Here is an 11937-nt window from a genome sequence, read left to right on the forward strand (position 1 = left end):
CTTGTGCGGTGCGGCTCGGCCGCGCTCTTATCCTTCGTTCGCGCCGGCATCAGCGTCCGATGCCTCGGCCTGGTCCGGTGCGGGCGCCTCGCCCTCGTCGGCGGGGGCGGGGGTGGGCAGATCGCCCACGCCGTCGGTTACCCCCACCAGCGCGTGCCGAAGCACCCGGTCACCGAACCGATAACCCTTGCGCATCACGAGGCCGATCACCGGATCGTGTCCGGAACCCTCGTGCTGCACCGCCTCGTGCAGAGTCGGGTCGAAAGGCTCACCCTCCGAACCGAACTCCTCGAGACCCTGTTTGCGCAGCGCGTCGCTCAGCTTGTCGGCCACCGACTTCAGCGGTCCCGATTCCAGGTCGCCGTGCGCCCGGGCGCGATCGAGATCATCGAGCACGCCGAGCAATTCGGTGACAACGCCGGCCTTGGCCGCGTCGACAGCGGTCTTGCGGTCGCGTTCGACCCGGCGCCGGTAGTTGGCGTACTCCGCGGTCAGGCGCTGCAGGTCGGCGGTGCGCTCGGCGAGCTCGACCGCGGCGTCGGAGACGGGCACCTCGGCGGCGTCGGCCTCCGCGGCGTCCGGCTCCGCCGGGGCGGAACCATTGCCCGCCCCGGCTGCCTCCCGCACCTCACCGGTGTCGGGATCGATCTTGCGCTTGTCGACGAAGCTGATCGGCTCCTCGGAGTTCCCAGCGTTCGCGTTCGTCACTTCTTCTCCGTGTCGACGGGCTCGTCAACGACCTCGGCGTCGACGACCTGATCGTCGTCGGCCGTCGCGGAGGCACCGTTACCGGACGCGGCGGCGTCGGCGGCCGACGACTCGTAGATCGCCTGGCCCAGCGCCTGCGACTCGGTGGCCAGCTTCTCCACGGCCGCCTTGACCGCGGCGATGTCGGTGCCCTTGAGCGCCTCGTTCGCCTCGGCGATGGCCGCCTCGACCTTCTCCTTGACGTCGGCGGGCACCTTGTCCTCGTTGTCGGAGATGAACTTCTCGGTCTGGTGCACCAGCGACTCGGCCTGGTTGCGGGTCTCGGCCTCCTCGCGGCGGGCCTTGTCCTCGGCGGCGTGCGCCTCGGCGTCCTTGACCATCCGGTCGATCTCTTCCTTGGACAGGCCGGAGCCGTCCTGGATCTTGATCGTGTTCTCCTTGCCGGTGCCCTTGTCCTTGGCGGTGACGTGGACGATGCCGTTGGCGTCGATGTCGAAGGTGACCTCGATCTGCGGCACGCCGCGCGGGGCCGGCGGGATACCGGTCAGCTCGAAGGAGCCGAGCAGCTTGTTGTGCGAGGCGATCTCGCGCTCACCCTGGAAGACCTGGATCTGCACCGACGGCTGGTTGTCGTCGGCGGTGGTGAAGGTCTCCGAACGCTTGGTCGGGATGGTGGTGTTGCGCTCGATGAGCTTGGTCATCACGCCACCCTTGGTCTCGATACCCAGCGACAGCGGGGTTACATCGAGCAGCAGGACGTCCTTGACCTCACCCTTGAGCACACCGGCCTGCAGGGCGGCGCCCACGGCGACGACCTCGTCCGGGTTCACGCCCTTGTTGGGCTCCTTGCCGCCGGTCAGTTCCTTGACCAGCTCGGAGACCGCGGGCATACGGGTGGAACCACCGACCAGCACGACGTGGTCGATATCGGAGACCTTGATGCCGGCGTCCTTGATCACGGACTGGAACGGCGCGCGGGTGCGGTCGAGCAGATCCGAGGTGATCTTCTGGAATTCGGCACGGGTCAGCTGCTCGTCGAGGAACAGCGGGTTCTTGTCCGCGTCGACGGTGATGTAGGGCAGGTTGATCGAGGTCGACTGCGACGACGACAGTTCGATCTTGGCCTTCTCGGCGGCCTCACGCAGCCGCTGCATGGCCATCTTGTCCTTGGTCAGGTCGATGCCCGAGGTGCCCTTGAACTTGTCGACCAGCCACTTGACGATGCGCTCGTCCCAGTCGTCACCACCGAGGTGGTTGTCGCCGGAGGTGGCGCGGACCTCGACGACGCCCTCGCCGATTTCCAGCAGCGAGACGTCGAAGGTGCCGCCACCGAGGTCGAAGACCAGGATGGTCTGTTCCTTGTCGCCCTTGTCCAGGCCGTAGGCCAACGCGGCCGCGGTGGGCTCGTTGACGATGCGGAGCACGTTCATGCCCGCGATCTGGCCGGCTTCCTTGGTGGCCTGACGCTGGGCGTCTTCGAAGTAGGCCGGGACGGTGATGACCGCGTCGGTGATCTCCTCACCGAGGTAGGCCTCGGCGTCACGCTTCAGCTTCATCAGCACGCGGGCGCTGATTTCCTGCGGGGTGTACTTCTTGTCGTCGATGCCAACGGTCCAGTCGGTGCCGATGTGGCGCTTGACGGAACGGATGGTGCGGTCGACGTTGGTCACTGCCTGGTTCTTCGCCGGCTGGCCCACCAGCACTTCGCCGTTCTTGGCGAACGCGACGACCGACGGCGTGGTGCGCGAACCCTCCGAGTTGGCGACGACGACCGGCTCACCACCTTCGAGGACGGCGACGACCGAGTTCGTGGTCCCGAGGTCGATTCCGACCGCACGAGCCATTGTTTCCTCCTATTTTTCGACTGCCTGTGATGTCGGGGCGATCAGCCCGTCTCGGCGCTTCCCGCGCCGTTCGGACCAGCCCCTGACACTCCACGGAGCACGGCCCCAGCAATACTGAGCGTGGTCGGCTCAATCCTGCCCGTCGCCCAGACGGGCGTCAAGTCAAACTTGAGTCGCACACACTCAACGTTGCTCGATCAGCTCAACCAGCGGTGGTCGGGGTCTATTCCCGGCGACCGAAAAATTCTTCCAGACCCCGCCACCGCGCCCCGCCCATCTTCCTCCGCGCACCGGCAGCCGTTCGGCATTGCCGCCCCCGCCGTCGAGCCGGGGCGGCCTGCGCGTCGTTCAGTCCGGCCGCGTGGCCCGGGCCGGCCGCATGAACAGGGTGGCGAGCAGGGCTGCGGCGAGCAGCGCGGCGCACAGGTAGCTCGACAGTTCGACGGCCGACGACATGGCTTCGCGGCCGGCGGCGGCAATCGGTTCGGTGGCGGGATCGGCGGCGAGGGCGGGGACGGCCGAGCCTGCGCTGTCGGTGATCGCGGCGCCGAACTGCTCGACCTGCTGATCGGGCAGCCCTGCGGCGGTGAGCCGGTCACGGACGCCGGAGCCGAGCGCGCTGAAGAACAGGGTGGTGAGCAGCGCGATGCCGAGGGCCGAGCCGAGTTCGCGGGCGGTGCTCTGAATACCCGAGCCTTGGCCCGCGCTCGGTCCCGGGACATCGGCGAGCGCCACGTTGGTCACGTGCGCGGTGGCGAATCCGACGCCGATGCCATAGATGAACAGGGCGATCGCGATCGACCACCACGCGCTGTCGGCGGCCGCGAAGAGCCCGAGCAGGACCAGGCCGACAGCTTCCAGCGCCAGCCCGATCCGCACCTGGCCCAGCGCCGACACCGACGCGGTGAGCGAAAAGCTCGCCCCGCTGGCGCAGAAGCTGCCGATCGCGAGCGGCAACAGGGCCAGGCCCGTCTGCAAGGCGCTGTAGCCCAGGGTGAATTGCAGCCACAGCGGCAGCACCGCGATGATGCCGAACTCACCGAGTCCCACCAGTAGCGTCACCGCATTGCCCTGCCGGAACGAGCTGATGCCGAACAGCTTCACGTCCATCAGCGGTTCGCCGCCGGTGCGGCCGAGCCGGGCCTGGCGGATCCAGAACGCCGCCAACGTTGCCGCAGAGAGCACGAACGCGACGGCCACCGGCGATGGCCCACCGGTCCAGTCGAATCCGGCGATGCTCAGCGGTTCGGTGGTGCGCAGCCAGCCGTGCGCGCGGCCCTCGATCAGGCCGAACGACAACAGGCCAAGGCCACAGATCGACAGCAGGGCGCCGATGATGTCGACCCGCCCGCGCACCGGGGTCGACGCGGGCAGATACCGCAGCACGGCCACCGCGATCAGGATCACCGCGGGGATATTGATGCCGAAGGCCCATCGCCAGGAGAAATCGGCCAGCCAACCACCGAGCAGCGGACCCACGGCGGCGGCCGCGCCGATGGTCGAACCCCACACCGCGAACGCCTTGCCCCGCGCTTCCCCGGAAAAGGCCGCGTTCACCAGCGCCAGCGACGTCGGCAGGATCATCGCCCCGCCGACGCCCTGCGCGAACCGGGCGAGGATCAGCAGCCCGCCGCCCGGGGCGAGGGCGGCCAGCAGGCTCGTCAGCCCGAAGACGGCCAGGCCGATGAGGAACAGCTGGCGCGCGCCATACAGATCCGCCAGCCGGCCGGCGAGCAGGAGGAGTGCGGCGAAGACGATCGCGTAGGACTCGGCAGACATACAAAATTCTGTATAATCAATGAGTGAAGCCCATCGAATTCGTCGCCACCTCGCTGGCCGACCTGCGCGAGTTTCCGCTTGCCATCCGTCGGCAATGTGGCTACCAGCTGGACCGCGTCCAACGAGGGTTGGAGCCATCGGATTGGAAGCCCATGCCGAGTGTCGGACTAGGCGTCCGCGAGATTCGGGTGCGCGATGAGAGCGGTGCGTATCGGGTCATCTACGTTGCAAAGCTCGGAGATCGCGTCTTCGTGCTGCATTGTTTTCAGAAGAAGACCCAGAAGACGCGGCCGGCTGATATCGAGCTCGCCGCAAAGCGCCTGGCACAGGCCGTGGCTCGGATCAAGAACGGAGAGTGCTGATGGCCGACGAAACCTTCGGCAGCGTGTGGGATGCGATCGAGGACACCCCACAGGAGGCCGAGAACATGCGACTGCGGGCGCGGCTGATGATCGAACTGACCGCGCGAATCACCGAGCAGGGCTGGACCCAGACCGAGGCCGCACAGCGTCTCGGCGTCACACAACCGCGGATCTCGGACCTCATGCGGGGCAAGGTTCAGTTGTTCAGCCTCGATGCCCTGGTCAACATGATCGGGGCGGCAGGCATGCACGTCGAGGTGACTGTCAGTCCGGCTGCGTGACTCGGGGCGATCACGTGAAAGGGCCGCGAACGACGCAGGGCGGCAGGTAGTTCGACAGTAGACCACCGACGACCTGGCTGCGCAGCTCAGCTACCGCCCGCTGCGCACTTCCTCGGCGATGTCGTCGTCGAGCGTGACGCGGACCAGCGCAGCCGCGAGGTCGGCGACGTGGCCGCGCGGCGCCAGGTCGGCCAGGCGGTCCGGGTCGGCGGGGAGGTCGATGCGTTCGGCGCCGTGCAGTGCGCGCTCGTCGAAATGCGGGCGTGCCCAGGTCCATACGTCCTGTACTTCGCGCAGGAAGATGTCGGCGCCGACCGGGCCGATGCCCTTGAACTGCTGCAGGAGTTCGGCGGCGCGAGTGGGGTCGTGGGCGGCTTCGTCGGCGAGTTTGCGCAGGTCGCCGTCGTAGCGGTCGAGGATGGTCACGGCCATCGCACCGAGCCGGGAGGCGGTGGACTCGTCATAGCGGCGGTAGTGGGCACGGCCGAGCGCGTCCACCAGTTCCTGCCAGTCGGCGTCGGCGACGCGCTGCGGGGTGCGGTATCCGCTATCGATGAGTTCGTTGGCGGCGTCGACCGCGAGGTCGGCCGAGATGCGCGTACTGAGTAGCTCCGACAGCATCAGTAGCTGGAACAGCGGGGCCGGTTTATCGGCCAAGTCGATGCCCGCCGCGGCGGCGCACCCGGTACCCGCCCGGTCCAGCAGTGCGTGCACGACATCTCGCTGTCCCATCACCTTCCAGTGTGCGACGGGCGTCCGCGCGATGCACGGATCGGCTCAATTCCGTGCCGTGAGCTGGGCGAGAACGCCTTCGGCGCTGCGGGCCGCGGTGCGGCAGGCGGTGGCGGTGAACTGGTCGGCGAGCGGATGCTGGGCGCGCGCCCGCCACTTTCGCGTGGCGGCGACGGCTTCCTCGCGCTGGATGTGCGCGGGCGTCTCCGCGGGCACGCCGAGGCGCCGATGCGTGGCGACGCCGGAACCGCCGATGAGCCGGATCAGCTCGGCCAGTTCGGCGGCGGGCAGGCCGGGTTCCTCGGTGCGCAGCCGGCCGAGCAGGCGCAGTTCGGTGAAGCCGTGATTGTCGGCGAGCAGGGTGCGCACCTGCGGCAGCAGCGCGTCGGCGGCGGTGCCGGGGTAGGTGGTGAGTACCCGGTCGAGGGCACTGAGGGCGGAGTGGGCCTTGAGTTGATCGGCGCGCTGGCCGAACTGGACGTCGAGTACCGAGCGCAGTTCGTTCACGCCGCTGCGTTCGGTGAGTTCGGCGGCCAGCGTCGTCGAATCGCGGGCGCCCAGGCGCACCAGGGTGATCGCCAGCCGGATGCCGAACAGGCCGAAGCGATCGGCGAGCTGGGCGCGCAACTCCGGGGCGACCGGCAGCGGCAGGTCGGGGCGGGCGAAGCGGTCGGCGGACAGCAGCACGGAGGTCAGCTCCTCGACGGGTACACCGGCCAGCGCCTCGAACGCGGCGAACTCCTGCTGGCGCAGCGTCGCGGCCGCGAACGCCAACAGCCCCGCGACCGGAATCACGGCCTGGCACAGCCCGGTGCGTTCCAGTTCGGCGGCGAATCCGGCGGCGACCTCGCGGGCCGAATGCAAGGCGTCGATGCGGCCTGCGCCGATCTCATCCGCGCGCGACACCACCCCGATCACGCCGAGCGGTCCGGAACCGCCGCCGACGGAGCCGACGCGTTCGAGAAACCGGACATCGGCGTCGTCGAGTCGGCGTAGCAGGTAGACGACGGCATCGGCGCCGGGAATGCTCGCGTCCTCGGGCGTCAGCAGGCGGGCCGTGCGCGCCGAGACCTCCCGTGACAGCGAGGAGGTTCCCGGCGTGTCGATGATGGTGGTGGCGGCCAGGGTCGCGGCGGGCCACTCCACTTCGAGATGGTCCACCTCGCGCGGGGCCGGTGTGCCCCAGTTCAGGCCGTCGAGATCGAAAGTCAGGCCGTGCGCGCCGCCGCCGCGCCGGACGATCACGTTGGCCGCGCGACCGTCGGCGGCGAAGGCGGTGACCGTCGGCGTCGGCCCATTGCGGTACCACGTGACGACCCGCGTGCACTCGGTGGCGTCGGTGGGCGCGATCTGCTGGCCGACCAGCGAGTTCAGCAGGGTGGACTTGCCGGCCTTGAGCGAGCCGGCCAGCGCCACCCGCAACGGCTGGTCGAGCCTGCGGGCGCAATCGGCGAGCAGCGCGCGCGCTCGCGGCACCTCCGCCAGCTCCCGGCGCGCGGCCGCGATCAGCCCGCGGGCGTCGGTGACAATTCCCGGCTCGGTCTCGAGCTCCGCTCTCACGCGGTCACCGTACCGGGCTGGTATCCGGCGCGGCCGGGGTCACCTCCGGTGGGCGCATGGCGTCGGCGTGCGAGCGCAGCTGGGCGACCACCCGCAGCTGGCGTTCCAGTTCCGCACAGCGTTCGGTACGGCGGGCCGACTCCATCGTCGCGGCCTCCTGCGCTGCGCGCAGCGAATCGTCGATGGAACGGAGGCTGCGCTGGGCGACGCCGGTGTAGTGGTCGCGCAGCGCGCGGTGGATGCGGTGCAGGCGGTCCTTGGATTCCTTGGCCGCCTGGAAGGCCACGTCGTCGACGTAACGGCGGACCGCGACCTTGGCCTCGTTGCGGCGTTTGGCGAGTCTGGCCTGCTGATCATCGCGGAACGCCTTGCCGCCCACCAAGACTCCCGCGCCGAGCGAGATCGGATTGAGCAGCGCCAGCCCGGCGAAGGTGCTGGCCAGGCCCACCATGAGCACACCGCCGTAGGAGCCGCGCATGCCGACGAGCAGCTTGCTGCCGACACCGATATCCGGTTCCAGATCCGCGAGAGTGACCGCTGCCGAACGGGATTGGTCGTCCTGTTCCCCCGGCCGCACATCGGGCAGATCGACCGCGCCGAGTTCGGTGAAATGCTCGGCCACCCGCTCGCTGAGCCGGTCCGCGCGCGCACCGGTCCACAGCAGGTTGTCACCCAGCGCCGAATCGACGGTGCCGGTGAGCCATTCCTCGATGCGCGACCAGTGGCGGCCGGGGTCGTGGCCGTCGATCCACTCCTCGGCCTCGCGGGCGATGCTGCGCAGGCGATCACGCAGGTCGTGATCGACATCGCCGGCCAGGTCGGTGATCCCGTCGGCAAGTGTCTGCTGCCAAGCCGCAGTACGGCGATGCAGTTCCTCGGCGGCCGCCTTCGCCTCCTGCAACTCCGCGACCGCCGCGGCGCCCTGCCGCGGATCACGCAGCGCGACCAGTTCGCTGCCGAGGGCGAGAGCTAGATGTTCTGCGGCCGAATGGATATCGCGCGACACCGCGATCCGCGTCGCCCGCTGATCGCGCGCCACCACCTGCTCGCGCAGGAACTGGTAGAGCACGCCGAAACCCGATTCGGCACCGAGCTGCTTGTCTTGCAGCCGCAGCGCATGCGAACGCAGCAGCGACGACACCGCGATGATCGGCACCGGCAGCTGCGCGCGGTCCAGATGGGCCCGGTCGGCGGCGGCCACTTGGCGCCAATGCGGGTAGAGGTCGATCTTGGTGAGGACCAGTGCAACCGCCGGGCACAGCTGGCGGACCTGACGCAGGAACGCCAGCTCGGGTTCGGTGAGTTCGGTGGAGGCGTCCGACAGCACCAGCACCGCGTCGGCGGCCGGAGCCATGCCGAGAATGGTTGCGGTGCAGTTGTTTCCCTGTCCGATACCGGGGGTGTCGATGAGGACGATGCCGTCGGCGAGCAGTTGATTCGGTGCGGTGATCTCCAAGCGGGTGGCGCGGCGGTCGGCCACCACCGGGTTGCGGGTGGCGGCGGCGATGTCGTCGACGTGGACGCGCTCCTCGTGGGAGCGGTCGGCGCCGGCGAACACCAGGTTCGCGTCGGGTGCGGGGCCATGGGCCAGCACCGTCGGCACGGTGGTAGTGGCGTCATCGCCGACCGGGCAGAGATCGGCGTTGAGCAAGGCATTGACGAACCGGCTCTTGCCCTGATCGCGCTGCCCCGCGATCACGATCCGCCGCCGCGGATCGCGGACCCGGTCGGCCGCCGTTTCCAGGCGGGCGACCAGATCACCGCGATCCGCGGCGCGTGCGGCGGCAATGGTCTCACCGAGCACCGAGAGCAGCGACGCCGCAGGCGGTGTTGTGGTGGCCGGTACAACCATCTCGGTTGTTCTCCTTCTCGGTGCGACCGTTTGTGTCAGAGCAGGGAGTCGTCGGTGCTGTCGACGGTAGGCGCGGAGGTGATCGCGGCGCCCGAATCGGCGAACAGGCCGCTCTCGCCCGAACCGCTGATACCGCCGTCGAGGCCGGTACCGAAGGCGCTGGAGACGTCGACGGTGGACCAGGTGCTCGCGGTGGAGTCGATGGCGGAGCTCGCCGATCCTCCCAGGTCGGTGGTCGCGTCGACCGCGCCCGCAGCGGACGCGCCCACACCCGCCGCGGCATCCGCGCCAGCGGTTCCGGCCGCACCGGCTGCGGCATCGACGCCACCGCCGAGCCCGCCACCCAGTTCCATGCCGGCGTCAGCCGCACCACCGAGACCGGCACCCAGCTCGCCGGTGGCTCCGACGGCCGAATCGACTCCGGCGGACAGCCCGGTCTCCAGACCTGTCCCCAGTTGTCCACCGGCAGAGCCAGCGACGCCGGCGCCTGTGGACAAACCCGTCTCCAGGCCCGTGCCGAGTTCGGCACCGGCACCGACAACGGCGTCGGCCGCACCATCCACGCCCGCGCTCAGCCCACCCGTCGCGCCGGCGCCTGTGGACAAACCCGTCTCGAGGCCCGCCCCGAGCTGCCCTCCGAGGTCGGCACCAGCACCGATGACCGCGTCAGCCGCACCATCCACGCCCGCGCTCAGCCCACCTGCCGCACCAACGCCTGTGGACAAGCCCGTTTCGAGACCCGCCCCGAGCTCGGCGCCGGCGCCGACGACGGCGTCGGCCGCACCGTTCACACCGGTGCCCAGGCCTGTGGACAACCCCGTCTCCAGGCCGGCGCCCGAACTGAACTCGCTCTGGAATTCGCCCACAGCTTCCACAGCCCCATCCACACCGGCGGAAAGGCCGGAATCTCCACCGAACAACCCACCGAGCCCGAGCTCCAGCCCGGTCCCAGCTTCTCCCCCACCCTCGATCACACCTTCGAGCCCGGTGCTCACCCCACCACCGATCTCGGCCCCCGCCCCCACCACGGTCCCCAGCCCAGCAGCCATCGTCGCCCCCAGATCAGCCCCGGTCTGCACACCCCCCTCGGCCCCACCGGCCAACTCACCGCCGAGCACGGAACCAACCCCGGCCCCCAACCCGAGACCCGCATCCACGGCCCCGTCCACCCCTGTGGACAAACCACCCTCCACCGCGCCACCAATCCCTGCGGCCAAATCCGTCCCCAGCCCAGCCCCCGCCTCGAGCGCCCCCTCAACGCCTGTGGACAATTCGCCACCCAGGTTTGCACCGAGATCGGCACCTGCTTCCACGGCACCGCCGACTCCGGTCTCGAGGCCCGCGCCGATGCCGGTGCCGAGTTCCACACCGGTATCGAGGGTGCCTCCGACGCCTGCGCCGAGGTCGCCGCCGAGGTCTAGGCCGCCGTCGACGGCTCCGCCGATTCCGGCATCTAGGTCGCTGCCGAGGTCGAGGCCGGCATCGATTGCCCCGTCGGCTGCGCCGCCCAGACCGAGCTCGAGGCCGCTGCCGAGGGAACCACCGAGGTCGAGGCCACTGTCGATGGTGCCCCCCAGGTCTGTGCCCAGCTCGCCACCGAGTTCGAGTCCTGCGTCGATCGCTCCGTCGAGATCGGTGTCGATGGCACCGCCGACGCCGGCCGCGAGATCACCACCCAGCTCCAAACCGGCATCGAGCGCCCCACCGGCCGTGCCGTCGACTACGGCGCCGAGGTCCAGACCGGTGTCGATGGCACCGCCGATGCCCGCGGCGAGATCGCCACCCAGCTCCAAACCGGTGTCGAGCGCACCACCGATGCCGCCTGCCAGGTCACCACCCAGCTCCAGACCTGCGCCGACCGCGCCACCGATACCGGCCGCGAGATCACCGCCCAACTCCAGACCGGTGTCGACAGCACCACCGACACCGGCGGCCAAGTCACCACCCAACTCCAGACCGGTGTCGACCGCACCGCCGATGCCGCCGGCCAGCTCGCCGCCGAGGCTCACGCCGGTGTCGATGGCACCGTCGACAATCGCTCCGAGGTCGATGCCGGTGTTCGCGCCACCACCCAGATCGAGGTCGATGCCGGTATTCGCGCCACCGCCGAGATCGATATCGATGCCCGTGTTCGCCCCACCGCCGAGATCGATATCGATGCCGGTGTTCGCACCTCCGCCCAGATCCACGTCGATGTCGGTGTCGGCGGAGCCGCCGAGGTCGAGGCCCAGGTCGGCGCCGAGGTCGAGGCCGGCGTTGGCGGCGGCTCCTGCGCCTACCGCGCCGACGGCTCCGAGGGCGGCGCCGGCGGCGGTCTGGGCACCGGCGGCGATGATGGCCGACAGTTGCGAGCCGCCGCTGACCAGGGCGGATTCGGCGACCATGGGGGCTACGGCGGTGATGTCTTCGGGGGTGACGTCCGGTAGCCCGGCGTCGGCGAGGGCCTGGCAGGGGTTGAGGCAGTAGCCGGCCGCGGCATCCTCGTCGCGCAGCAGGTCGAGGATGAACTCGAGAATCGCGTTGGGTGTCATCGAGAATCGTCTCCTGGGCTCAGCGGACCAAGATCCGCGGTCGTTGGAATGCATTTCACGCTAGGGACGCGTGGCGTTACTCCGGAACGGGGCAAAGCCCCCCATTCGCGTCGATGCACCCATTAGGGGCATTGGCTTCGTTAGGGGAATTTCCCCGTATCGCCCCGAGCCGGTAACAGCGGACACCCAGCAACCGACATGCGGGATGAGTCGGGCGCCCCCCGATTCGTTTCCTAATCAAACAATCTCGGTATCGGCAGCGGCACTCAGTTCTCGAATGGGGATCTT

9 protein-coding genes are annotated in these 11937 nt (G+C 69.5%); 2 read left to right on the top strand and 7 right to left on the bottom strand.

Annotation, left to right across the window (positions count from 1 at the left end):
* Window positions 1-27 precede the first annotated feature (27 nt).
* The 3 genes from grpE to NOCYR_RS26275 all read right to left on the bottom strand — a co-directional run bounded on the left by grpE (window position 28) and on the right by NOCYR_RS26275 (window position 4331).
* Window positions 28-708, bottom strand: coding sequence for a nucleotide exchange factor GrpE (gene grpE / locus NOCYR_RS26265; protein WP_014353449.1), 681 nt, complete (start codon window positions 706-708; stop codon window positions 28-30).
* The gene (gene dnaK, locus NOCYR_RS26270; RefSeq protein ID WP_014353450.1) at window positions 705-2552 is read right to left on the bottom strand and encodes a molecular chaperone DnaK; all 1848 of its coding nucleotides are present in this window, start codon (window positions 2550-2552) and stop codon (window positions 705-707) included. The genes grpE and dnaK overlap by 4 nt, the downstream gene beginning before the upstream one ends.
* Window positions 2553-2900: 348 nt before the next feature.
* Window positions 2901-4331 carry an MFS transporter gene (locus tag NOCYR_RS26275; protein ID WP_014353451.1) on the bottom strand — a complete coding sequence of 477 codons (1431 nt, stop codon included), beginning with the start codon at window positions 4329-4331 and terminating at the stop codon, window positions 2901-2903.
* A 23-nt stretch (window positions 4332-4354) separates the two neighbouring features.
* Between NOCYR_RS26275 and NOCYR_RS26280 the strand changes: the two genes are divergently transcribed.
* Window positions 4355-4693: a type II toxin-antitoxin system RelE/ParE family toxin gene (locus NOCYR_RS26280; RefSeq protein WP_014353452.1), complete on the top strand. Its 339-nt coding sequence runs from the start codon at window positions 4355-4357 to the stop codon at window positions 4691-4693.
* The gene (locus tag NOCYR_RS26285) at window positions 4693-4974 is read left to right on the top strand and encodes a helix-turn-helix domain-containing protein (protein WP_014353453.1); all 282 of its coding nucleotides are present in this window, start codon (window positions 4693-4695) and stop codon (window positions 4972-4974) included. The genes NOCYR_RS26280 and NOCYR_RS26285 overlap by 1 nt, the downstream gene beginning before the upstream one ends.
* Window positions 4975-5064: 90 nt before the next feature.
* Here the strand turns inward: NOCYR_RS26285 and NOCYR_RS26290 are convergent, their stop codons facing one another.
* From NOCYR_RS26290 to NOCYR_RS26305, 4 genes are read right to left on the bottom strand one after another with little or no spacing between them, the layout of a single operon-like run.
* On the bottom strand, window positions 5065-5706 hold the full coding sequence (locus NOCYR_RS26290) for an endonuclease (RefSeq protein WP_048833741.1): 642 nt from the start codon (window positions 5704-5706) through the stop codon (window positions 5065-5067).
* 45 nt (window positions 5707-5751) lie between these two features.
* Window positions 5752-7266 carry a dynamin family protein gene (locus tag NOCYR_RS26295; protein ID WP_014353455.1) on the bottom strand — a complete coding sequence of 505 codons (1515 nt, stop codon included), beginning with the start codon at window positions 7264-7266 and terminating at the stop codon, window positions 5752-5754.
* A 4-nt stretch (window positions 7267-7270) separates the two neighbouring features.
* Entirely contained in the window at window positions 7271-9118 is a 1848-nt protein-coding gene (locus NOCYR_RS26300; protein WP_014353456.1) for a dynamin family protein, read from the bottom strand.
* A gap of 35 nt (window positions 9119-9153) precedes the next feature.
* Entirely contained in the window at window positions 9154-11703 is a 2550-nt protein-coding gene (locus NOCYR_RS26305) for an IniB N-terminal domain-containing protein (RefSeq protein WP_148280769.1), read from the bottom strand.
* Window positions 11704-11937: the final 234 nt, after the last annotated feature.

The sequence above is a fragment of the Nocardia cyriacigeorgica GUH-2 genome (assembly GCF_000284035.1).
In the GTDB taxonomy this organism is placed as follows: Bacteria; Actinomycetota; Actinomycetes; order Mycobacteriales; family Mycobacteriaceae; genus Nocardia; species Nocardia cyriacigeorgica_B.

What these genes read in the sequence shown, in the direction of transcription:
- dnaK (WP_014353450.1), bottom strand. Translation starts at nt 2,552, where the DNA reads ATGGCTCGTGCGGTCGGAATCGACCTCGGGACCACGAACTCGGTCGTC.
- NOCYR_RS26275 (WP_014353451.1), bottom strand. Translation starts at nt 4,331, where the DNA reads ATGTCTGCCGAGTCCTACGCGATCGTCTTCGCCGCACTCCTCCTGCTC.
- NOCYR_RS26285 (WP_014353453.1), top strand. Translation starts at nt 4,693, where the DNA reads ATGGCCGACGAAACCTTCGGCAGCGTGTGGGATGCGATCGAGGACACC.
- NOCYR_RS26290 (WP_048833741.1), bottom strand. Translation starts at nt 5,706, where the DNA reads ATGGGACAGCGAGATGTCGTGCACGCACTGCTGGACCGGGCGGGTACC.
- NOCYR_RS26300 (WP_014353456.1), bottom strand. Translation starts at nt 9,118, where the DNA reads ATGGTTGTACCGGCCACCACAACACCGCCTGCGGCGTCGCTGCTCTCG.
- NOCYR_RS26305 (WP_148280769.1), bottom strand. Translation starts at nt 11,703, where the DNA reads ATGCATTCCAACGACCGCGGATCTTGGTCCGCTGAGCCCAGGAGACGA.